Consider the following 24,567-nt stretch of genomic DNA (forward strand, 5'->3'; position numbering starts at 1 on the left):
CTTTTTCGCTACCCCTGACCCTGGGCGCTATGCGTCGGCCGTCGGTCAACGCTCGCGTCCGAGGACGATGCAGGTGTTGAAGCCGCCGAACCCGAAGCTGTTGGACAGCGCGTAGCGGATGTCGGCGGCCCGCGGCCTGCCGGGTGCGAGCCGGCAGTCGCGGTTGATCGGATGGCGCAGGTTCAGGTTGGGATGGACGAAGCCGCGGCGCATCTGCACCACGGTCGCGATCGCCTCCACCACACCGGCCGCGCACATGCAGTGGCCGATCAGCCCCTTGGTGGAGTTGACCCACGGCCGGCCGAAGCTGTCGCCCAGCGCCCTGCGCAGCGCGGCCAGCTCGGCCACGTCGCCGCTGGGCGTCGCCGTGGCGTGGGCGTTGACGTAGTCGATGTCGCGCGGCCCGACGCCCGCGTTGGCCATGGCGTTGACCATCACCTTGGCCTCGCCCTCCTCGCGCGGGTCGGGCAGGCTGTTGGCGTCCAGCTTCAGGTCGTAGCCGCACAGCTCGGCCAGCGCCGGCACGCCGCGGGCGGCGGCCGAGCGGGCGCTCTCCAGCACGACGCAGCCGGCGCCCTGGCCGGGCACGAACCCCTCGTGGTCCTCGTCGAACGGCCGGCACCTGGCCTGCGGCTCCTCGACGCCGGCGACCGCCCCGAGCGTGGCCAGGCCGCGCTTCTCCATCGGCGACAGGTCGGTCATGGCGCCCACCACCAGGCAGACGTCCACCGCGCCCGACTCCACCAGCCGGCTGGCGTTGATGATGCCGACGTTCCCGCTGGCCGAGGCGCCGCCCACGGTGTAGCCCTCGCCCCTGATGCCGAACACCTGGCTGAGCGTCCCCACCCGGTCGGTGTCCATGAAGTGCAGCGCGAACCTGGCCGGCAGGTGGGCGGGGTTGTCCTCGTACTTGGGGTGCAGGTCGTGGGCGTAGCCGGAGCTGAGATTGTGCCCGGCCACGACCAGGCCCATCCGCTCGGGGTCGGCCCGCGCCTCGTGCAGCCCCGCCTGCTCGAACGCCTGCATGGCGGCGACCAGGTCCATCTGCAGCGGCTCCGGCGAGCGGTTGGCCGCCCGCAGCGCGCTGCGCACGATCTCCTCGGGCAGCCGGCGGCGGGCCGCCACCGCCTCCCGGAAGCGGAAGCCCTTGACCAGGGCGGCCAGGCGCGGCCCGCCGTCGCCGGGGTCGGGCACCGGCCCGATCCCGCACCGTCCGGCCCGCAGCGCCCTGGTGAACGACGGGACGGTGGAGGCGATCGAGCAGACGATGCCCATGCCGGTGACGACGACCTTCATGAATGCCTCGCCAGCAGGTCGACCAGGGACCGGATGTCGTGCACCTCCTGGAACTCCGACACCGGCACGGTCAGCCCGAGGTCCTCCATGCTCATGGTGACCACGTCGGCCCGGTCGACGCTGTTCGCGCCCAGGTCGGTCAGGGTGCCCTCGGTCGTCACGTCGCCGGGCCGCAGGTCCGGCAGCACCTTCAGGACGTTCTGCTTGACGGTCTCGAAAATCTCTGTGTCGGTCATGGTGCCAGCCATTCGTAGGTTCGGTGGTAGTCCTTCGTCCCGGTGTTCACCAGGAGGTCGCGGTCGAAGCGGGCGCGGCTGAGCAGGTGCTCGTACGCGCCCACGTCGACCTGCCTGTCCCGCTCCGGCACGAGGCAGGTCAGGGTCTCGGGCAGCAGCGCCGCGTACTCCTCGAAGGCGAGCTCGCAGCGGCCGTCCAGGTGCTCGCCGATCCGCATCGCGGCCAGCGTGCTCGCCGACTCCTCGTCGACCAGGCCGCTGAAGAACTCCGAGGAGCAGCCCGAGCCGTAGGAGTAGAGGCCGACCCGGGCCGGGCCGTCCAGGGCGGCGTGGTCGATCAGGCTGGCCAGCGCCAGGTAGACCGAGCCGGAGCAGAGGTTGCCCACCCGCCTGGGGTAGGCGAGCGAGGGCAGCACCCGCCGCTCGAAGTCCTCCTCGACCGACGCCGTGCCGCCGCCCGACTCGCGCATCAGCTTGCGGTGCGCGGCCTTGACCATCCCGGCGAACGGGGTGTGCATGGCCAGGTGGTCGAAGGTGGTGGCGAAGTCGGCGTCCTCGACCCTGGACCGGTAGCCGGCCAGGCAGCTCGTCAGGCAGTCGAGGTAGGCGAACAGTGAGCGGTCGGAGTCGGCGATGTCGAACGTCGGCCCCGGCCGCGCCGAGTCCATCGTCTCGTAGCTGTGGTTGCCGAACGCCCCCAGATCCAGGTCCAGGACGCGCGGCCGGTCGCTGATCAGCACGGCCGCCGCCCCGGCGCCCATGGCCGGCTCGGCGTAGGCGGCGCGCTCGTCCACCAGCGCCACGTCCGTCGCGATCACCAGCGCCTTCGCGCCGGGCGACACGCCCGAGGCGACGTAGGCGGCGGCGAGCTGGACGGCCGCCGTGGCCGCGTAGCACGCCTGCTTGACCTCCACGACCCGGCAGCTCCTGGGCAGCCCCAGGTACTCGTGCACGTAGGAGGCCACCGACTTGCTGTAGTCGAGGCCGGACTCGGTGGAGGTGATCAGGATCTCGATCCGGTCGTCGCCGGCGATCGGCCGGGCGGCGTTGACCGCGTTGGTCACCGGGTCCTCGAAGGGCAGGCCGACCGAGCGGTTGCGCATCATCAGGTTGCCCAGCCGCTCGGCGTCGAGCCCGCGCCCCTCGAACAGCTCCGGCACCGGGATCTGGGCCAGGCCGCAGTAGACGTTGAGTGCCTCGATTCCGACGTTCACCTCACACGCTCCCACAGGAAGTCGACCAGGGCGTCGATGCTGGGCACGCCGCCGAAGGAGGACAGCGGCTCGCGCACGCCGAGCCGGTCGAGCACGGCCAGGATGATCTCGACCCGGTCCACGGAGTCCGCGCCCAGGTCCTTCAGGTGCGCCCGGCCGTCGACCTCGACGCCGGGCAGGATCTCGTCGATCGTCTTGTGCACGACGCCCTCGACGTGTTCACGCGTCGTCATCGGTGTCTCCCCTCCGGAGAACTCGCAGGGTGCTGACCGCGATCGTGCGGCCCCGGTCCTCCATGACGAGGTTGACGATCTCCTCGTTCTCGTCCTCCGGCGCCGGCCAGCACTCCAGGCTCACCCGCAGCACCGAGTCGGCGTTCGCGTTGCCCAGGTAGCACAGCCGCTGGTCGAGCACGACGCGCCGGAGGAAGTCGGCGACGCCGATCCCCCGGCTGCGCCAGAAGCGCAGCAGCACCCAGTCGACGATCGCGAAGTAGGAGGCGAAGTAGAGCAGGCCCACGCCGTTCAGGTCCCTGGACGGCTCCACCGGGTAGTCGGCGGTGAACGTGACCGGATCGTCCGGTTTGCGGGCCAGGAACGTGCCGGTGCTCCTCGCGTGGCCGTAGATCTTCCGCGGCGAGTACGCGCCGGGCAGCGTCGGCAGGTGCTCGTGCCGGAAGTCCACCGGCGACGACTTGACCAGCCCCTCGTTGCTGCCTGGGGCGCTGCGCGAGATCCAGCGGTTGAAGGTCTCGACGTAGATGCAGCCGGGGTCGTCGAAGGCGTAGAAGCGGTCGGGGTCGAGCTCGTCCGTCCGGCCGCCGCCGCGGCCGATCCGGTGCAGGGCCAGCACCGACTCGCTGCCGAAGCCGAACAGCCGGGAGGTGACCGCCAGCTCGTCGCCGAACGTCAGCGCGTTGACGTGCAGGTCGCGGCTGCCCCTGACGTGGAAGTAGTAGAACGACAGGTACGTCGGGTCGCCGGCGGCGTTGCGCGCGTCGAAGGCGTTCGTGCCGCACAGCGCGCTGACCGTGTCCCAGGTCCAGTCGCCGACCTCGCCCATGAACAGCGAGCTGGGCCCGCACATCCCTGGCTTGACCAGCTCGGTCCTGGTCACGGTGCTGTCGTCAATTCTGTTCATCGTGGAACTCGCAGATCAGCCGGTTGACGTGGTCGGGGCTGGTGAGCTGCGGGAAGTGACCCGCGTCGGGGATCTCCTCGTACCGGGAGTCGGGGATCAGGGCGTGCAGCAGGTGCGCGGTCTTGGCCGGGATGACGGTGTCGTACCGGCCCTGGACGATCAGCGTGCGCGCCCGGATCTCCGGCAGCCGGTCGCCCAGGTCCGGGCGTTCGGCGAACACGTCCAGGTAGCGCAGGCCGACCTGCGGGGCCATGCTCTCGGCGCGCAGCAGCAGCCGCATCAGGGCGTCCCGCCGCTTGCGCAGCCGCTTGGACCTGCTGCCCTCGATGACCCGGTCGAAGTCCTGGGTGGCCACCACCTCCAGCTTGTCGATGTCGCCGACCCGGTTGCCGATGCGGCAGGAGCTGCCGATCAGGATCAGCGACTCCGTGTCATCGGGGTGGTCGAGCGCGTACGCCAGGGCGACCAGCCCGCCGAACGACGCCCCGGCCACGTGCGCCGGGCCGCCCGCCACGTCGTGGCAGAGCCGGGCCAGGCCGCCGAGCGACAGGTCGGCGGCGGCCGTGGTCGCGCCGACGCCCGGATGGTGCACGCTCGTCACCCGGTAGCGGTGGGCCAGGCCCTCGAACTGGCGGGCGTAGACGCCGGCGCCGATGTTGAACGGGTGCATGAGCAGCAGGGCCGGTCCTGAGCCGGCGCTGAACAGCTCGACGTCGCCGTCCGCGGTGGTGACGATCTTGTGTTCGACGTCGGGGTTGTGCTCGCGGAGGATCGCCAGGTTGGGGTTGTCGGGGCTCCTCCGAGTCTCGTTCTTCCGGCGGTTGGGACGGGCGGCTCGCGGGGCGTCGGTGCCGAGGAGGGCGCCCAGGCGGGCGGCGGCGTCCTTGGCCTCCTCGACGCTCAGGCCGACCGGCACCGCCAGGCGCACCACGCCCTCGCGGCCGAAGTGCGGAGCGCCCCTGATGCCCGTCTCGCGGAAGATGCGCACGTGGTCGGCGTCCTTCAGCAGCACGCAGTGACCGCCGGGCGGGCCCTCCAGCGGAACGCCCGCCTCCGACAGGCCCTGCCGGAGCGCCGCCACCGCGTCCGTCCGGGCGCGCACCTGCTCGGCCACCGTCTCGCGGTCCTCCAGAGCGGCCACCATGATCCGGCGGTTGGCCAGGCCGACGTCCCTGCCCCAGGTCTCCAGCCGCTCGGCGACCCGCTCGCGCAGGGCGTCGTCGCGGGTGGCGAGCAGGCCGCCGAACGGCACCCCGAAGTCCTTGGACAGGCTGATCGTGGCGCTGTCGGCCAGTTCGAGCAGCTCGCCGACGACCTCCCACACGTCCCGGCCGTCCGCGACCGCCACGGCGTTGTCCACCACGCGGGCGCCGTCGATCACCAGCGGGACGCCGTGCCGCGCCGCGGCCTCCCTGACGGCGCGCAGGCTCGCCAGTGAGGTCGGCGCGCCGCCGGCCGCGTTGTTGGCCACCTCCACGCAGACGAACGACACCGGCTCGTCCCCGGCCAGCTCCGCCTCCAGCGCCTCGACGTCGATCTCCGGGCCGCCGGGGAGCTCGACCGGTTTGAAGCCGTTGTCGGCCAGGCTCAGGAACCAGGTCGGGAACAGGCCGTTGTGCAGCACCCGCCCGCGCCGGCCCGGCCACGACCGGCACAGCAGCGCCTCGGCCGCCCGGCCGGAGCCCGTCGGGACGACGAAGGGGAACGGCAGGCCCTCGATCCCGGTGTCCGGGCGGGCGGCCGACCGTTCCGTCAGCCGCCGCAGCCGCTCGGCGATCCAGGGGGCGTCCAGCTCGGCCCAGGAGTCGGTGATCAGGTCGGTGGTGACGTGGTGGGCGGGGACGCGGGCCGGCTCGCCGCCGTACCGGGCCAGCAGCTCGGCCATGTCCGGTTTGCCCTCGACCGGGTTGTCTTTCGCCGGCTTGTCGTCCGTCGGCTTGTCCTCTGTTGGCTTGTCCTCGGCCGGTTCGTCGGTGGTGGGGGTGTCGGTGGCGGCGGGGCGCAGGTCCGGGTCGGCGATCATGAGGATGATCTCCGAGACCGGCGTGCGGTCCTCCCCCTCCGGCTGGCACAGGTAGATGGGCACGTTCACCGGCCGGAACTTGTTCTTGAACTGGAAGTTCCCCTCGCCGAAGATGCCCGCGGAACGCAGCTCGTCCAGCGCCTGCCGCACGTCCGGGGCGGCGTTGGCCGACTCCTCCGTCTCCACGCCGAAGCTGGCGCCGAAGCTGAACATCGTGCAGCCCTCGTCCACGAGCTGCTCGATGATCTGCACGATGGCGAACTCCAGCCCGCCGAGCGGCATGCCCTTCGGGTAGAACTCGACGTCCAGCAGGTAGCCGTTCTCCGACGGGATCTTCGTGATGACGACGGCGTTGGCCACCTCGTCGTCCAGGTAGGTGACGAAGACGCGGTGCCTGCCGTCCAGGCGGCCCTCCTCGATCTCCCGCCGGACGACCGACACGTACGGGTTGACCATCTGCTTGCGGCCGGCCCACTCGTCCACCAGCCCGGCCAGCCTGCGGTCCATCGCGGGGTCCTCGCCCGAGCGGTACTCGGCCGTCCGGCACTCGCCCGCCTTGCAGAAGCGCCGCACCATGTAGCGCAGGCGTTCCATCCGGCCGCCCTTCAGCGTGAAGGAGCCCAGGTCGTCGAGCCGCTGCACGGCCCCGAACGGCGTCGCGCTGTACGGCTCCCCGGCCACCTCGCGCACCGGGAGGAGGGACAGGAAGTTGGGCCGCAGGCCGCGTGTCCTCGCGTAGGCGGTGTACTCCTCGACCAGCTCCTGGAAGTACTCCTCGGAGCCGGCGTAGCTCCAGGCCAGCAGGTTGCCGCCGTTCTCGGAGACGTGCAGGTAGCCCTCCCGGGCCGAGCCGATGAAGGCCAGCGGCGCGATGTCGCGTCCGGCCAGGCCGCCCTCCTTGGCGTGGCGGCGGTCGATCCCGGCGACCAGGTCCCGCAGGTCCGGGTGCCGGTGCAGGTCCCGCTTCAGCAGCACGGCCGGCTCGCCGTCGCGCGCCCGCGTCTCGAACGGGGCCGGTCCGTCCGGCTCCTCCAGGGGGCGTACGGACTCGGCGCCGCGCTCGTCGCGCAGGTGCGCGGCCAGTTCGGCGGGCGTCGGGTGGTCGAACAGCAGGGTCTTGCGCAGCGCGCCGACCTGCTTCTCCAGGACGCTCACCACGCGCAGCATCTCGAAGGAGGTCAGGCCGTTGTCGGCGAAGCTGCGGGTGGGGTCGAGCGGGCGCTCGATGATCGCGCCGACCAGCTCCGCGAGCTGGTCCTCCAGGGCGCCCGCCTTCCCTTGCGCCGGCTCCGGGGCCTTGGCTCGCGCGGGGCCGGGCGCCTGCTCGGGCGTGCGGGTGCGCTTCCGGGCCGGTTCGGCGGCCTTTTGCGCGGGCTTCGGGGCCGGTCCGGGCGTGCGCTTCGGGGTCGATTTCGGGTCTGGTTCGGTGGCGCGCTTCGGGGCCGGTTTCGGGGCCGGTTCGGGGGTGCGCTTCGGGTCTGGTTCGGGGGTGCGCTTCTGGGTGGGTTCCTGGTTCGGTTTCGGGGTGGGGGCGGAGTCGGTGATGGCTGATTCGACGGCGCGGGCGAGCCGGTCCACCGTGTCGTACTCGTACAGCTCGGCTGCCTGGAGGTCGAGGGAGAAGGCGGCGTTGATCGCCTTGACCAGTTCCATCCGGAAGATGGAGTCGAGTCCCAGCTCCTCGAAGGGGGTGTCCACGTCCACGCCGGCGGGGTCGGCGTCCAGGATCGTGGAGAGCCGTTCGCGCAGCATCTCCTCCACCCCGGCGGGCCCGCCGGCGCTTCCGGCGGGGGCGACCGGCGTCTCGTCCAGCCGTGCGGCCTCCGCCCGCTCGGCGGGGGCGGGCGCGTCCGGCGTCCGGCCGCCCTTGGCGGCGCGCAGCCGCACCTTCCCGTCGCTGGTCCGCCGCACGACCCCGCCGTCCGAAGACACGACGGACGGCACGGCGGACGGCACGGCGGGCGGGGCGGCGGACGGGGCGGCGGACGGGGCGGCGGCCCGGGACGGCTCGGGCGCGGTGAACCAGTGCTCGACGCGGGCGAAGGGCGGGCCGGGCAGCGAGACCCGCACCGGGCGCGGCCCCTGCCACAACCCCTGCCAGTCCACCTCGCTGCCGGAGACCCACGCCTCGGCGAGGTCCTGCGGCCCGGTGCCCCACGGCGCCGGGGCGTCCCTGCGGGCGGTGCCCCTGTGCACGCCCGCCGGTTCGCCGCTCAGCGCCCGGACCGCCTGCTCGCGATCGCTGACCACCACGGCGAGCCGTTCGGACAGGTGGCGGCGTCCGTTCTGGAGGGTCCAGGCGATGCGGTCGAGGCCGATCTCCGGATGTTCCCGGATGTACCGGGCGACGTTTCCCGCGTACTCCTCCAGGGCTTCCCGGCGGGCCGCCGACAGGACCAGCACCCGCGGCTCCCCCGCCTTCTCCGGCGGGACCTGTTGCCGGTACGCCTCCAGCACCACGTGCGCGTTCGTGCCGCCGAAGCCGAACGAGCTGACCCCGGCGACCCGGTCCTCCCCGTCCCACGGCGTGAGCCGCGTGTTGATGGTGAACGGGCTGCCCTCCAGCCGCACGTACGGGTTGGGGCGCTCGTAGTGGATAGTCGGCGGCAGCGCCCCGTGGCGCATGCAGAGCAGCACCTTGAGCAGCCCGGCGATGCCGGCCGCCGCCTCCAGGTGACCGATGTTGGTCTTCACGGTGGCGAGCGCGACGTGCGGGACGTCCGGCGCGGGCCGCCCCCGGTCGGCGTACAGCCGGGCGAACGCCTTCTTCATGCCCTCGATCTCGATCGGGTCGCCGAGCCTGGTGCCGGTGCCGTGCGCCTCGATGTAGGTGACGCGGGCGGGGTCGACGTCCGCCTTGCGGTAGGCGTCGACCAGCACGCGCGCCTGCGCCTCGGGGTTGGGCGCGGTGAGCGAGCTGGCCCGGCCGCCATGGTTGACCGCGCTGCCCCTGATCACGGCGAGGATCTGGTCGCGGTCCGCCAGCGCCGTCCGCAGCGGCTTGAGCAGGACGGCTCCGCAGCCCTCGCCCCGGCCGTAGCCGTCGGCGCGCTCGTCGAACGTCTTGCAGACGCCGTCCTCGCTGATCATGCCCGACTTGGCGAAGGCGATGTAGAGCCCCGGGCTGAGCGTCAGGTTGACGCCGCCGGCGATGGCCGCGTCGCACTCGCCGTCCTCGATGGCGCGTACCGCGTGGTGCAGGGCGACGAGGGAGCTGGAGCAGGCGGTGTCGACCGCCTCGCTCGGGCCGCGCAGGTCCAGCAGGTGGGAGACGCGGTTGGCCAGGATGCAGTCGGCCACGCCGCTGGCCGTGTGGGCCTCGACCGGCACGCCGTGCTCGCGCAGCAGGTCGTCGTAGTCGCACGCGGACACGCCCGCGAACAGGCCCGTCCTGGTGCCGGCCAGGTCGGCGGGGCGGTAACCGGCGTCCTCGACGGCCCGCCAGACGGTCTGCAGGAACAGCCGCTGCTGCGGGTCCATCATCGCCGCCTCCTTGGGCGAGATGCCGAACAGCGCGGCGTCGAAGGAGCGCACGTCGTCGAGGAAGCCGGCGCGGACGTTCGCCGTCTCGGGGTTCTCGCGCAGCTCGCGCCGGTCCTCGGGGACCGGCCGGGTGAGGTCGCGGCCCTCGGCCAGGTGGCGCCAGAAGTCGTCCAGGTCTGCGGAGCCGGGCAGCATGCCCGCCATGCCGACGATCGCGATGCCACCCGTTGCCGGGGTGTCCGGCGGGGGCGGGGAGGTCCCGGCGCCGGGCCGTGAGGGCGAGGTCACGGTCTCCGGCGCCGGGCCTGGCTCGGCGTCCTCCTGCCGCCCGGCGGGGGCGGTGAGAGGTTCTGCGGCGGGGGCGGTGAGAGGTTCTGTGGCGGGGGCGAATGGGGTGGTGACGGCGGGGGTGGACGGGCTGGTGGCGGGGGCGGGTGGGGTGGCGGTGGCGGCGGGTGGGGTGGCGGTGGCGGCGGGTGGGGTGGCGGGGGCGGCGGGTGGGGTGTGGGCGGCGGCGATCTCGGCCGGGTGCTCGGCGAGCAGGTGGTCGCAGAAGGTGGCCAGGTCGGTGGCCTCGAAGAGCACGGTCGGCAGCAGGTCCAGCTTGTACCGCTCGTTGACCTGGTCCACCAGCTCGGCCATGGAGATCGAGTCGAACCCCATGTCCATCAGCTCGGCGTCGAGGTCCACGTGCTCCTCGCCCACCAGCAGGAATCCGGCCGCCGCGCGACGCAGCTCCGCCCGGACCGCCTCGATCAGATCGTCGTCGGACCCGGTCGTCTCCGTCGCGGACATGGGCTCACTCATCTCCATAACCTCGGATTCGGGGTTCGCGGGCGGCTGGGACCGTTCGGGGGCCGGCCCGGAGGGGCCTTCGACCACGGCGAAGCTCGTCTCGGCTCCGGCCAGCCCTCGGGCGAAGGCGGCGAGACCGGCGGCGGTGCTCATCGGGACGCTGCCCCAGCGGCGTTCGAACAGCCGGCGGGTGGCGTCGTCCACCTTCATGCCGCCCTCCTCCCACAGCGGCCAGCCGACGGCGAGCGTCCTGCCGTGCCCGAGCCGCTCGCGCCGGTCGGCGAAGTGGTTGAGGAAGGCGTTGGCGTGGGCGTAGTCGATCTGCCCGATGTTGCCGGTCTCGGCGGCCACCGACGAGAACAGCGCCAGGAAGTCCAGCGGCTGCCCGCGCAGGGCCTCGTCCAGCAGGACGGTGCCCAGGACCTTGGGCTCCAGCACGGCCCGCGTGTCCTCGGGACGTTTGCGCACGGCCCGCGCGTCCCGGTGGATCCCGGCGGCGTGGATGACGCCGTGGAAGGGGCCGTACCGGTCGCGCAGGTCACGCAGGTCGGCGGCCGAGCACACGTCGGCGCGCACGTAGACGGCGGGCAGCCCGGCGATCCGGCGCCCGATGTCGTCGCCGGGCTCGGACCGTCCGGTCAGGACCAGCTTCGCCGCCCCGCGCCCGGCGAGGAAGCGGGCGAACGCCAGCCCGATGGCACCGGCGCCGCCGGTGATCAGATACGTGCCGTCCGGCCGGACGTCCAGCCCGGGTGGCGGCGGCTCGTACGGCTCCATGCCCTTCAGCAGGCGGGCGCCGTCGCGGTAGGCGACTTCGGAGACCCGCTGCTCGGGAGCGGTTCCGGCGGCGGGCGCCCGCAGCTCGGCCGCGACCTGCGCCGGGGTGGCGCCGGTGACGCACACGCCGCTGAACGCCGTGTGCTCCAGGGCCAGCGTCCTCAGGGCGGCGGCCAGGGCAGTGTGGTGCGGCTCGCCGGTCGCGGCGGACACCACCACCCTGAGCGGGCCCCCGTCGCGCAGGACGGCGGTGGCCGTGCGCAGCAGCACGTCGAAGGCGGCGGTCCCGGGGAACGGGTCCGAGGGGGCGATCACGATGGCGTCCGGGGTCCGGCCCAGGCCGCCGAACTGTCCGGCGGCCTGCTTGGAGGGATCGTCCAAGCCGTCGAGCTGTCGGGGGGCCTGGTCGGGGGGATCGTCCGACGGGAAGGCGTCGCCGGGGCGGAGCCGGGTGCCGCCGAGCGCTCCGGCCAGCCGGTCGTCGTCGGTGATCACCAGGAGGGCTTCCGGTTCCCGGGGTCCTTCGGGGAGTGCGGCGGGCGTCCAGCGGGGTCGCAGGTAGGTGCAACGTCCGTCCGCGGGCTCCCCCGCTTCCCGAGCGGAGGCGGGCTCGGGGGCCGACCCCGAGGTCGGCTCGGACGCCGGCTCGGCGGCGAGCTCGGAGCCCGCCTGGAGGGCGGCCGCGTCGGCGGGCGTCGGCTGGCGGGCGGGAGGCCGGGGCGTGGTGCTGGGTTGGCCGGTCGGCTTGCCGGCGGTGTCACCGCTGGTCTGGTTCGTGGGGTGGGTGGTGGTCTGGTTCGTGGGGTCGGTGGTGGTCTGGTTCGTGGGGTCGGTGGTGGTCTGGTTCGTGGGGTGGGTGGGTGCGGTGGTGGGGAGCCAGTAGGGGCGGCGGTCGAAGGGGTAGGGCGGGAGGGTCACGCGACGCGGGTGGGGGGTGGGCCAGTTGGCGGCCCAGTCCACCCGGGCGCCCGCGACCCATCCGGCCCCGAGCCCCTCCGCGCCGCCCTCCGGCGGAGCCTGGCCGGCGCCGGGATCCGCCGTCCCCACGAGGACGCCTTCGGCCTCGCCGTCGCCCGCGAACGAACGCAGCCGGGCGGCGAGCTCGTCCAGGGTGGCTGCCCGGACGGCGAGCCGTTCGGGCAGCTCGGCGCGGCCCACCTGGGTGGTGTAGGCGAGCTCCGCCAGCTCCGCCCGCCCGCTCGCCGCGACGTCGGCAACCCCGCCCGCCATGGCGCGCAGCTGGTCGCGGGTACGCGCCGAGAGCAGGATCACCTGCTCCCCCGCGTCGGCGGGCTGCGCCGGCGTTCCGGCGGTGGGCACGTACTCCTCCAGGACGACGTGCACGTTGGCCCCGCCGGCGCCGAACGAGCTCACCCCCGCCCGGCGCGGGAACGTCTCGCCGTCCAGGAAGGGCCGCTGCCAGTCGGTCAGCCGGTCCGGCGGCCGGAAGGGGGACGCGGCGAAGTCGATCTTCGAGTTGGGCGTCTCCAGGTTCGCGCAGGGAGCCACCTGGCCGTGCTGGAACTGCAGCAGCACCTTGGTCAGCCCGGCGATGCCCGCCGCCCCCTCCAGGTGCCCGATGTTGGCCTTGACCGAGCCGACCATCCGGTCCACGCGGTCCGCGTCCACGGCACCATGGGAGGCGAAGGCCCGGGTCAGGCTGGCGATCTCGATGGGGTCGCCGAGCGCGGTGCCGGTGCCGTGGGCCTCGACGTACGAGATGGTCCGCGGGTCCAGCCCGGCCCGCCGGACCGCCTCGGAGACCAGGTCGGCCTGGGCGCTCGGATTGGGCACGGTGTACCCGGCGGTCTTCCCTCCGGCGTTGGCGAAGGCGCCCTTGATGACGCCGTAGATCCGGTCGCCGTCCCGCTCGGCGTCGGCCAGGGGCTTGAGCAGCACCGCCCCGACGCCCTCCCCCGGGACGAACCCGTCCGCCGCCTCGTCGAACACCTTGCAGGCGCCGTCGGCGGCGAGCATGTTCAGCGAGCAGAGCGCCACGAAGTGGGCGGGGTGCAGGATCAGGTTCACGCCGCCCGCGATGGCCTGCGCGCACTCGCCGCGCCGCAGGCTCTCGCAGGCGAGCTGGACCGCGGTCAGCGACGACGAGCAGGCCGAGTCGACAGCGAGGCTCGGCCCGCGCAGGTCGAAGAAGTACGACACCCGGTTGGCGATCGACCAGTACGCCGAGTGCGCCCCCGCGAACCTGCCCTCCGGCCAGCCCTCGGCCGCCGCCATACGCCCGTAGGAGCCGTACATGGTGCCGACGAAGACGCCGGTGCTCGGCTGCCTGGTGTGCTCGCTCAGGTAGCCGGCGTCTTCGAGCAGGGTCCAGGCGGTCTCCAGGAACAGGCGTTCCTGCGGGTCGGTGATCTCGGCGTCGCGGGGCAGGATGCCGAAGAACGGCGCGTCGAACTGCTCCACGCCCTCGATGAAGCCGCCCCACTTGCTGTAGGTGCGCTGCTTGCGTCCGCGTTTGGGGTCGTACAGGGCGTCCAGGTCGAAGCGGTCGGCCTCGGTGATGCAGTTCGCGCCCTTCGCCAGGTTGCTCCAGAAGGCGTCCAGGTCGGGGGAGGCCGGGTAGCGGCCGGTCACCGCGACCACGGCGATGTCGAGCGCCTGCGCGGCGGGCTCGCGGCGCGGCGCGGGCCGCGCCGGCTCCGCCCGCGCGGGTTCCTGGCCCAGGGCCGCGCGCAGGCGCTCGCCGTGCTCGTCCTCCAGGTACGCGGCCAGCTCCTCGATCGTCAGGTTCTCGAACAGCAGGGTGGACGGCAGCGGCCCGAGGTCCTGCTCGAACCGGTGGATGACGTTCTGGCTCACCAGCGAGTCGATGCCGAACGTCTCGAACGTGGCGCGCTCGTCCAGGTCGGTCGTCCCGTACTTGAGCACCTCGGCGAACACCCGCTTGACGTAGCCGCGGGCGCCGGTGCCGGTGTCGGTGGGGGTGGCGGGCGCCGTCTCGCCCACCAGGACGCACTGGTCGAGCTCCGCGACGGGCGTGCCCGGGATGCCCAGGGTGCGGGCGGGGGTGAGACCGGCGTCCCTGAACGCCCGCTGCCACTGCGGCGCGCCGAGCAGCGGGCTGTGCGGCAGGCGCAGCTCCTCGTCGGTGAAGCGCCACCAGCCCGGGGTCAGCCCGAACGTGAGGGTCAGGAAGTCGGCCGCCCTGGTCACCTCGTTGACCAGCAACCGGCCGCCGGGACGCAGCAGCGCGGCGGCGTTGCGCAGCGTCCGGCCGACGTCGGCGGTGGCGTGCAGGACGTTCGTGGCCAGCACGACGTCGTAGGCGCCGGTCTCGAAGCCCTGCTCGGCCGGGTCGCGTTCCACGTCGAAGAGGGCGAGGACGAGGTCCGGGCGGCGCGCGCCGAACTCCCGCTCGCCGTGGCGCAGGAATCCGGGCGAGACGTCGGTGAAGGTGTACTCGACGTCCTGGCCGTCGAGGGCGTCCAGCACGAAGCCGGTGCTCGCGCCCGTACCGGCGCCGACCTCCAGGACGCGGCGGGGGCCGCCGCGGGCGACCTCCCCGGCCAGCAGCCGGTTGAAGTGGTCCGAGACCGCCTGCCCCTTGTAGACCTGCTCGACCAGGCTCATCGAGCCGCCGGGGAACAGCACCTCCATGGGATCACGCTCGCCCGCCAGCACGCCGGGCAGCGCCTCGACGCAGGCGGTCAGCAGCTTGACGTGCGGCTCCAGGTCGGGGAAGCGGGCCAGCACGTCCGCCGGCGACGTCTCCGGCGCGGGCCCGTCCAGCAGGTCGAGCACGGCGGCCCGCAGCCGTCCGCGGTCCGCGCGCACGTTCTCGACGGCCCTCACCCGGTCGGCCGACCGGTGCAGCAGCCCGCGGGCCAGGTCGTCCAGCGCGCCGAACGCCGTCCGCGCCCGTTCCAGCTCCGCGAGCTCGCCGGTCCGGCCGGGCTCGGCGGCGGCGTCCGGGGGGCGGACGCCGATGTGGGCCAGGCCCTTGGGCTCCGCCTTGACGACGAGTGCCTGCCGCGCGCCCGAGCCCAGGACGGACGCCAGCGCCGCCATGCCCTCCTCGGGCTCGATCGAGCCGATGCCCAGCCCGGCGAACCGGCCGTGGTAGCCGCCGCCGGAGACCGCGCCGACGCTGCCCCAGTAGCCCCAGTTGATCACGCTGACCGGCCGGTCGGGCAGGCTCAGCGCGTAGGCGTCCTCGAACGTGCTGGCGGCCGCGTAGTTCGCCTGGCCGCCCACCTCGACGAACGAGGCCGCCGAGGAGAAGTAGGCCAGGAAGTCGAGCGGCGGTCCCGCCAGCGCCTCGGCGAAGACGGCGGCACCGGCGACCTTGGGCGCGAGCACCTGGGCGAACGCGTCGTCGTCCATGTTGGCGAGCGTCATGTCGCGCAGCACCAGAGCGGCGTGGAAGGCGCCGTGGAGCTCGCCGAACCGCTGCCGGGCCGCCTCGACGGCCCTGCCGAACGCGGCCCGGTCGGCCACGTCGGCCCGCAGGTACACGGCCTGGCCGCCGAGCGACTCGATCTCGGCCAGCTGCTCGCGGATCTCGGGGCCGATCTCCCGCCGTCCGACCAGGGCCAGCCGCGCCCCTGCGGTGGCGGCCAGATGCCGGCTCAGGGTCCGTCCGAGGCCGCCGGTCCCGCCCACGATCAGGTAGGCCCCGCCGTCCCGGTACGGGCTGCGGCCGGAGGTCAGGGGCAGGGGTTCCAGGGTGCGGAGGTGGCGGTGGCCGTCGCGGAGGGCGACCAGCTCGTCGGCGCAGCTCTCGGCGCGTACCAGGCGGGCGAGGTCGGCGGTGGGCTGCGGCTCGGTGCCGACGTCGATGACGGCGACGGTCCAGTGCGGGTGCTCGGCGGCCACCGCCCTGGTCAGGCCGATCACGCCGGCCGCGTGCGGGACGAGCTCCTCGTCCCCGACCCGCACGGCTCCGGCGACGACCACCTTCACCGTGGGCCTCCAGCCGCGCCCCTGCTCGGCAAGCCGCTTGACCAGGCGGAACACGTCGCGGCTTGTGGTGTCTGCGGCCGGCGGGCCGCTCCGGTCGGGCAGGGCGAGGACGTACACGGTGTCGTACCGTCCCTCCGGCCGTCCCTCCGGCCGTCCCTCCGGCGGGGCGGGCGCGGCCAGCGGCGCCAGGCGGCCGTCCTCGTGGGTGTCCAGGAGGGCGCGGGCCAGCGGCTCGGCGGCGGGGGTGTGCAGCACGAGCGCCCGCCCGCCGCCCGCACCGGAGCCGGTGGCGGGTTCGGTCCGGCGCCAGACGGGGGCGAAGATCATGCCGTCCGCCGGTCGGGCCGGTCGGGTCCGCAGGACGACCCCCCGGAACTCGGCCCTGACCTGCCCGGCGGCGTCGGCGAGGCGGACCGTGTACCCGTCCCGGCCCTCGTCGGTCACGTGGGCGTGGGCGGGGCCGGTGATCGGGCCGTCCAGCTCGGCCGACTCCACGCTGAACGGCATCGCGGGCTCGCCGTCCTCGGGACGCAGCGCCGCGACGGTCTGGAGCGCGCCGTCCAGCAGCGCCTCCCAGCGCGCGCCGTCACGCAGGACGCCGAGCGCCTCGCCGTCGCCGACGCGGACCTCGCGCAACACCCGGAACCCGGGCCCGTAGTGCAGCCCGGCGCGGTCGAAGGCGCGGTAGAGATCGTCGGCCGGACGACTGTCCGCGCAACGGGCCTCGACCCGCGCGACGTCCAGCCGCCGGGGACCGCCGTCGCCGCTCCGCAGGGTGCCGCGGGCGTGCCCGTCCAGCTCGAAGCCGCCGTCGTCGTGCACGACCACGTCCAGGGGCCGGGCCTCGCGCACCTCGAACGGGCGCAGCCACCGTACCCGCTCGAAGCGCACCGGACCGGACAGCCCGCCGCGCTCGGCGGCGATCGTCAGGAAGGCCACGCCGGGCAGCACGGGGGTGCCGCCGATCCGGTGGTCGGCGACCAGCGGGTCGTCGGGGTGGATCCGCGTTTCGGGGGCGGGCCCTGCTGGGTGGCCGGTGTCGCTGATCCAGTGGCGCCGGTCGCCCGCGAACGGGTATCCCGGCAGCGGCACCCGCCGCCCGCCCGCCGTCAGGTCGTCCCAGGGGAGGTCTTCGCCGCTGGTGTACCGCTCGGCGAGGCGTCCCGCCTCGCCGCGTGCCGGGCGGGCGCCGTCGCGCAGCTGGCCACGCAGCTCGGCGAGGTCCCCGGCCACGTACGCGCACCGGGCCCCGGCCAGGTGCGGCCTGCCGACGGCAAGCGTGCGGGCGACGTCGCGCACCTCCAGCTCCGGGTGGGCGTCGAGGTGGCCGGCCAGGCCGGTGCGCAGCCGTGCCAGGGCCTGCTCGTCCGAGGCCGACAACGGCACGACGACGTCCTCGCGTCCGCCGGCCCGCGGTTCGCGGGAGGGCGGGTCGGCGACCACGACGTGGCAGTTCGTCCCGCTGAAGCCGAAGCTGCTCACCGCCGCGACCCGCTCGCCCGAGCGGCCGGGCGTCCAGGGCGACAGCTCCGTGACCACTTCGAGCGCGCCGTCCGCGAAGTCGATCTTCGGGTTGGCCCGGACGAACCCCGGCGACGGCGGCAACTGCCCATGCCGTAACGCCAGCAGCGTCTTGAGCAGCCCGCCGATCCCCGCCGCCATGGTGGTGTGGCCGACGTTCGCCTTGAGCGACCCGATGCGGCACGGGCGCTCGCGGTCCGTGCCGAACACCTTCGCCAGCGCCTTGACCTCGATCGGGTCGCCCAGTTCGGTCCCGGTGCCGTGCGTCTCGACGTAGTCCACCGCGCCGGGACGGATCCCGGCCCGCCGGTGCACCTCGGTCAGCAGTTCCGCCTGGGAGGAGGCGCTTGGCGCGGTGATGCCGTTGCTCGCGCCGTCGCCGTTGACGCCGCTGGCCCGGATGACGCCGTGGACGTGGTCGCCGTCCGCCAGCGCCCGGTCAAGCCGCTTCAGCACGACCACGCCGACGCCCTCGCCCAGCACGATGCCGTCGGCCGACTCGTCGAAGGGCGCGCAGGTGCCGGTGGGCGAGAGCATCCCGGCCTTGCTGCACCAGATGTGCATCCTCGGGGTGTTCATCACCGCCACCCCACCCGCGACCGCCGCCTCGCACTCGCCGCGCCGGATGCTCTCGCAGGCCAGGTGCACGGCCACCAGCGAGGACGAGCACGCGGTGTCCACGGCCATGGTCGGCCCGCCGAAGTCCAGCAGGTACGCGATCCGCGCGGGCAGCACCGAGGAGGCGTTGCCGAGGAAGGCGTGCCCGGTGTCGTCGCGTCCGGCCGCCGCGAGCAGGCCGGCGTAGTCGCCCGCGCCGCAGCCGACGAAGCATCCCCACGGCCTGCGGCCGGACCTGGCGGCGTAGCCGGCGTCCTCCAGGGCGTGCCACGCCTCCTGGAGGAACAGCCGCTGCTGCGGGTCCATCGTCTCGGCCTCGAGGGGCGAGATGTTGAAGAAGGCCGCGTCGAAGGCGTCGACGTCGGCGAGCATGGCGGCCCACTTGCTGTACGTCCGGCCCGGCGCCATGCGGTCGGCGTCGTACACCCGCGACACGTCGAACCGCTCCGGGGGCACCTCGCGGATGCTGCACCGGCCGTCCGCCAGGTTCCGCCAGAACGCCTCAAGGTCGGGCGCGTCCGGGAAGCGCCCGGCCATGCCGATGACGGCGATGTCCCCCTCCCGGGCGGGCGTCTCCTCCCGCGCGGACGGCCCCTCACGGACGGCCTGCTCCTCACGGGCGGCCTGCTCCTCACGGGCGGCCTGCTCCTCACGGGCGGAAGGCTCGTTCCGGGCGGGGGGCTCTTCGGGGGGTCGCACCGTCTCCAGGGTGACCGTGCCGGTGTTCGCGGGAGGCTGGACGGCCGTGGTGCCCGGCTCGGCGCGGTCGCCGTCCAGCGAGGGCAGCCGGACCTGGCCCGCCCGCTCCTCCGGGTCGCCCGGTCCGGACGTCCCGTCCCGCTCGGCGGGGGTGGGTTGTTCGGGTACGAAAGGTCGCTGCTCCCGAACCGGCTGCTGGGGGGCGGGACGCGGTACGGAAGGTCGCTCCTCCGGGACCGGCTGCTCGGGGGCGGGACGCGGCGGGGGCACGGTCAGCCCGTCGGCGGCCACGGCCTCCCGGACGGCCGCCACCAGCGCGGGGACGGTCGGGTGGTCGTAGACGGCGACGGAGTCCAGGTCGAGCCCGAAGCTCCGGTTCAGGTCCCGGACGATCTCCACGGCCCCTATCGAGTCCAGCCCCATCTCGCTGAAGCTCAGCGAGTCGTCCACCTCGTGGGGCTGGAGGTAGAGGTGGCTCATGAGCGTGCCCTCGATGACCCGCCGCACCTCCCCCGGCTCAGGCCCGGCCCCCGCGGAACGGCCTTCCACGGGCCGGGCCTCCGCACCGCCCCGGGAACGACCGGGCTCGGAGGCCCCTTCCTCGGAGAACCCGCCTTCGGAGGCGCCGGCCTTCGGTGACGCGCTTCCGCCGGTGTCCGCCTTCGGGGCGCCGCTTCCACCGGTGTCCGCCTTCGGGGCGTCGCCTCTGAAGGTGTCCACCTTGGCGAAGTAGTCGTCGACGCGGGCCAGCGACTCCTCCCCCAGCACGCGCTCGTGCATCCCCGACTCTCCCGCGATGACGCCGGTCAGCCGGTCGAGCACCCGTCCGGCCAGCTCGGACTTGAGCGCCCGCAGGGCGGGCAGCGGCAGCGCGGCGATCGAGCGGGCGTGCCTGAGCGCCGCCTTCAGCACGGCGCCCTGCGGCAGGACGGTCACCCCGGCCCCTCGCCGGGCCAGCTCCTCACCCGTGACGGACCGGCCGGTGTAGAGCATCTCGTGCGCCGCCGACCGGCCGAGCCGCTCCTCCAGGATGTACGTCGCGCCCATCCCGGGCGTGAAGCCGAATTTCATGAAGTTGGCGCTGTAGACCCCTTCGGCCGCCATGACGACGAGGTCGGCGAACAGCCCGAAGGCCAGCCCACCGCCCGACGCGTGCCCCTGGACGGCGGCGATGACCGGCCGGTCGCACCGCAGCAGCCCCTCGTACAGGAAGGGCACGTCCGTGAAGCGTCCCTCGCCGCCCGCGAGCGTGCGCAGGGCCTCCGGGGTGGCGCCCATGCTGAAGACGTTGCCGCTGCCGGTGAGGACGACCGCCTTGACGTCCTCGCGTCCGGCGATCTCGGCGAACGCGGCCTGCAGGTCGTCGATCAGCTCCCTGGTGAACATGGACGCCCCGGACCCCATCACCACCAGCGCCACCCCTTCGGGCAGCACCTCGAACCGCACCCCTTCCCCGTCCGGCACGAGCTCCACGGCCTGCTCCGGCGTCTGCACGGCGGGCGTCTGCACGGCGGGCGGTTCGGTGGGTGACGCGGCAGGTGGCTCGGGGGCCGTGGCGGCGCGCTGCCAGCGGCCGAGCCAGCAGCTCTCCTCCTGGAACGGGTAGACCGGCAGCGACACCAGCCGCCCGCCGTCGTGGCACTCGCGCCACGGCACCTCCGCTCCCCCTGCCCAGGCCGCCGCCACCTCCGCCAGCCGTCCGGCCCGGAACAGCCGGACGCATTCCGCCGCCGACGGCGTCGTGCCTTCCTCGCCGCCGGAGCCGGTGAAGACGCCGGGGCCGGGGTTCGCGCCCGCCGCGTACGCCTCCAGGCCGTCCCGCAGCTCGGCCACGTCGTGCACGACGAGCGCCAGCCGCTCCGCCATGCCGGTCCGCCCGACCTGCGAGGTGTAGGCGAGGTCGGCCAGGGCGGTGCCGGGCCCGGCCAGGGAGGCGACGGTGTCGTCCAGCGAGAGGCCCTGCCCGAGCTGGATCAGCGCGGCCGGGTCGAGGCCGAGGTCGCCCAGCGAGTCGGCCGGGTCGAGCTGGTCGGCGGGGATGCCGAGCAGCGCGGCCACCCGTTCGACACCGCCCCGGGAGCCGCCCGGGGAGCCCGTGGCGGCGGTGTCCGCCAGGAAGCGGGTCCAGGCGCGGGCGTAGTCGCGCAGCGCCTCGGACGTACGGGCGGAGAGCACGACCAGGCAGGGCCCGTCCGCGCCCGGTCCGGGAGCGGGCTCCGGCGCCTCCTCGACCAGGACGTGCGCGTTCGTGCCGCCCGCGCCGAACGCGCTGACCCCGGCCCGCCGGGGTGTGCCGTCCGCGCGGGTCCAGGGTTCGAGCGCGCGCTGCACGTGGAAGGGCGTGGCGGCGAAGTCGATCTTCGGGTTGAGCTGGTCGGCGTGCAGGGACGGCACCAGTTGCCCGTGCTGGAGCTGGAGCAGCACCTTGGTGAGCCCGGCGATCCCGGCCGCGCCCTCCAGGTGGCCGATGTTGGACTTGACCGAGCCGATCGCGCAGTCCGCGCCCTCCGGCAGGGCCTGGCGCATGCCCTCGACCTCGATCGGGTCGCCGAGCGAGGTGCCGGTGCCGTGCGCCTCGATGTAGTCGATGCTCGCCGGGTCCCAGCCGGACCTGCGGATCGCCGTGCCGATGAGCTGGGCCTGCGAGCGCGGGCTCGGGACCGTGGCGCCGCTGGTCCGGCCGGTGTGGTTGACGGCGGTGGCGGCGATGACGCCGTAGACGTGGTCGCCGTCGGCCCTGGCCCGCGAGAGCGGCCTGAGCAGGACGGCCCCGACGCCCTCGCCGGGCACGTACCCGCTGCCGCCGGCACCGAAGGCGCGGCACCGGCCGTCCTCCGACAGCCAGTGTCCCTGGGCGAGTTGCAGGTACTTCTGCGGATGGACGGTCGCGTTCACGCCGCCGGCCAGGGCGAGGTCGCACTCGCCGCGCCGCAGGCTCTCGACGGCCAGGTGCACGGCGGTCAGCGAGGAGGAGCAGGCGGTGTCCAGCGCGATGCTCGGGCCGTGCAGGTCGAGGGTGTAGGAGACGCGGTTGGCGATGGAGGCGTGCATGGCCGTGGGGGCGACGCCGCCCTCCCCGCCCTCGACGAGCTGGTAGTGGTTCCACATGACGCCCGCGAACACGCCGACGCTCTGCGCCGACAGCGACTCCGGCGGGTGGCCGGCGTCCTCCAGCGCGTGCCAGCAGGTCTGGAGGAACAGCCGTTCCTGCGGGTCCATGCGTTCGGCGTCGCGGCGGGAGATGCCGAAGAAGGCCGGATCGAAGCGGTCGACGCCGTCGAGGAAGCCGCCCCACTTGCCGTACGTCCTGCCACGGGCGCCCTTCTCGGGGTCGTAGATCTCGTCGTGGTTCCAGCGGCCGTCCGGGATCTCCTCGATGCAGTCGCGCCCCTCGGCCAGGTTGCGCCAGAAGGCGCGCAGGTCGGGGGCCTGCGGGTAGCGCCCGGCCAGCCCGACGACCGCGATGGGCTCGTCGAGGCGCACCCCGCCGGGCTCGCCGCCGACCGCCACCCGCTCCGCGGCACGCGGCGCGGCCGCCACAGGCCGGGAGGCCGGGCGGGGCGAGGGTTGCGGTGGGGCGGTCGGCAGCAACGCCGGGATGCGGTCCGCGTCGCCGTGCAGCACCGTCAGGACGTCCTCGGTCCCGCTCAGGGCGCGGTCGAACACGTCGAGGGCGGCCTCGGTGGGCAACGGGACCATCCCGGTGGCCGTGCGGGCGCGCTCGACCGTCTCCGGCCCGACCCGCATCCCGCCCTCGGCCCAGTACGGCCACGCGATCGCCAGGGTCCGGCCCGGCCGGTCCCCCCGCGCCGCCCGCCGCCGGGCGAACTCCTCCAGGTACGCGTTCGCGAAGGCGTAGTCGGCCTGCCCCGGGTTGGCCAGCGACGCCGACACCGACGAGAACACCACGAAACAGTCCAGGTCGTCGTCCCTGGTCGCGGCGTCCAGGTGGCGCACGCTCAGGGCCTTGGCCGCCACCACGGCCTCGATGTCGGCGGCCCGCTTGCCCGGATAGAGCCCGTCGCGGTTGACGCCCGCGCAGTGGACGACGCCGTCGATGCGGCCGTGGCGCTGCCGGACCGTGGCGAGGGCGCGCTCGACCTGGTCCGGGTCGGTCAGGTCGGCGGAGATCTCCGCGTTCCTGCTGACGGGCACGGCCGTGGCCTGGTGGCGGCGTTCCAGGTGCTCGGCGAGGAGGCGGCCGATGCCGCCCGTCCCGCCGGCGATCACGTACACGCCGCCCTTCCTGATCGGGACGGGCCCGCCGGGCTCGGGCTGCTCGGCCGGGAGCCAGCGGCGCACCAGGCGTTCGCCGCGCTCGTAGCGGATCTCGGGCTCGGCGGAGGCGTCCCGCAGCACGTCGGAGTCGGCGGGGGCGGTGGCGGCGGTGTCCAGCCGGATGCTGCGGCAGCGGATCAGCGGGGTCTCGGCGGTGATCGTCCTGGCCAGCGCGCCGACGGCCTCGTGGGCGGGGTCGTCGCCGGTGTGGGCGTAGGTGAGGGTGACCGGCCGCTCCGGCTTCGCGGCGAGGACGGCCTTCGCGGTCTCCCAGACGGCCAGGCACGGATCGGCGGGCTCACCCTGCGTGGCCCGGATCACCAGGTGCCGGGAACCGTCGTACCGGGCGCCGGGGGTGATCTCGCGGTACTCGCCGGGGTCGTCGCCGTCCTGGGGTCGCGGCACCCACACGTCGCGGAAGCAGCGCGTCTCGCCCGGCTCGGGCTCCGGCTCTCCCGGGGTGAGGTCGTAGGCGGAGGAGAGGTGGGCGGCGAGGCTGTCGATGTCGCCGTACTCGAACAGCAGGGTCGGGTAGAGCCGCCGCCCGACGATCTTCTCCAGCCGTTCGCTGATGTCCACGAGCGTGACCGAGTCCAGGCCGAGGTCGTAGAAGCCGGTCCCGGTGGGCACCTCGCCGGGCGGGCGGCCGAGCGGCCCGGCGACGAGCTCGCGCAGCCGGCCGACCAGGTCGCCGGAGCCGTTGTGGCCGGTGGCGGACGGCTGCTCCGGACGTGCCGGGTCGTCGAGCAGCCGCTCGATCAGCCGCGGCGACCTGATGCGCTTGCACGACAGCCCGCCGAACCCGGCGACGAAGTGCCCCCGCTCGTCGTAGAGGCCGAAGTCGTTGGTGATCACGTCGCCGGACGGCGCGATGCTCTCCGGACGCGGCGCGTACACGTGGAAGGCCGCGCCGAGCCGCCGGGGCGCGCGGAACTCGGCGATGTAGACCGGGATGAACGGCTCCCGCCCCGACGCCTCGGTCTGGCCCAGCCCGGCCAGCGTGGCCGCGTCCAGCCGGGCGGGGTGCAGGTGGAAGCCCTCGTGGCCGGGGGCGGGCGAGTCCTGCCGCAGCTCGGCGAGCAGGTAGCCGTCGCCGTGGTGCAGCCGTCCGGCGCACTTCATCGGGGCGCCGTGGCTGATGTCCTCGGCCCTGGCGCGGGCGTACAGGTCCTCCATGTCGCCGTGCCGCCGGGCGCCCCGGCGGAGGGCGTCCAGGTCGATCGGGCCGGGCTCGGGGCCGCTCGGCGTGCCCACCTTGCCGGTGAAGTTCCGCCGCCAGCCGGACAGCGGCGTCCCGTCCCTGCTCCAGCGGCTCTCCGCCCGCACGTCGGCGCCGTCGACGGTGACGCGGATCTCCCGGTCGGCCTCCGGCTTGGTGACGATCGCCTCGGTGAACAGCACCTCGCGCAGGACGATCTCCCCGGCGTCGCGCCCGGTCGCCATCAGCGTGCGGAACACCAGATCGAGGAACGTCACCCCGGGCATGACGGACACGTCGTGCACGCGGTGGTTCCGCATGATGAAGTCGGTGTGCTTCAGCGTGGTGTGACACTCGATCGCGGGCATG

6 protein-coding genes are annotated in these 24,567 nt (G+C 74.3%); all 6 read right to left on the reverse strand.

Annotation, left to right across the window (positions count from 1 at the left end; translation table 11 throughout):
• Positions 1-45: 45 nt before the first annotated feature.
• Genes ABZ444_RS11715 through ABZ444_RS11740 form a run of 6 tightly spaced genes read right to left on the reverse strand, consistent with a single transcriptional unit; the run spans position 46 to position 24,566 of the window.
• Positions 46-1,296 (reverse strand): beta-ketoacyl synthase N-terminal-like domain-containing protein, encoded by a 1,251-nt coding sequence (locus ABZ444_RS11715; RefSeq protein ID WP_357994897.1) that lies wholly within the window; start codon positions 1,294-1,296, stop codon positions 46-48.
• A complete protein-coding gene (locus tag ABZ444_RS11720) occupies positions 1,293-1,532 on the reverse strand; it encodes a phosphopantetheine-binding protein (RefSeq protein WP_357978808.1) in 240 nt (79 codons plus the stop codon). The genes ABZ444_RS11715 and ABZ444_RS11720 overlap by 4 nt, the downstream gene beginning before the upstream one ends.
• Complete coding sequence (locus ABZ444_RS11725; protein ID WP_357994898.1) at positions 1,529-2,746, reverse strand: hydroxymethylglutaryl-CoA synthase; 1,218 nt, start codon at positions 2,744-2,746, stop codon at positions 1,529-1,531. Before ABZ444_RS11725 ends, ABZ444_RS11720 begins: the two co-directional genes overlap by 4 nt.
• Positions 2,743-2,979, reverse strand: coding sequence for a phosphopantetheine-binding protein (locus ABZ444_RS11730; RefSeq protein WP_357994899.1), 237 nt, complete (start codon positions 2,977-2,979; stop codon positions 2,743-2,745). The genes ABZ444_RS11725 and ABZ444_RS11730 overlap by 4 nt, the downstream gene beginning before the upstream one ends.
• A complete protein-coding gene (locus ABZ444_RS11735) occupies positions 2,966-3,886 on the reverse strand; it encodes an LnmK family bifunctional acyltransferase/decarboxylase (RefSeq protein ID WP_357994900.1) in 921 nt (306 codons plus the stop codon). Before ABZ444_RS11735 ends, ABZ444_RS11730 begins: the two co-directional genes overlap by 14 nt.
• Complete coding sequence (locus ABZ444_RS11740) at positions 3,873-24,566, reverse strand: SDR family NAD(P)-dependent oxidoreductase (protein WP_357994901.1); 20,694 nt, start codon at positions 24,564-24,566, stop codon at positions 3,873-3,875. Before ABZ444_RS11740 ends, ABZ444_RS11735 begins: the two co-directional genes overlap by 14 nt.
• Between the last annotated feature and the right edge of the window lies 1 nt (position 24,567).

The organism is Nonomuraea sp. NPDC005730, from assembly GCF_040630865.1.
Taxonomy (GTDB): domain Bacteria; phylum Actinomycetota; class Actinomycetes; order Streptosporangiales; family Streptosporangiaceae; genus Nonomuraea.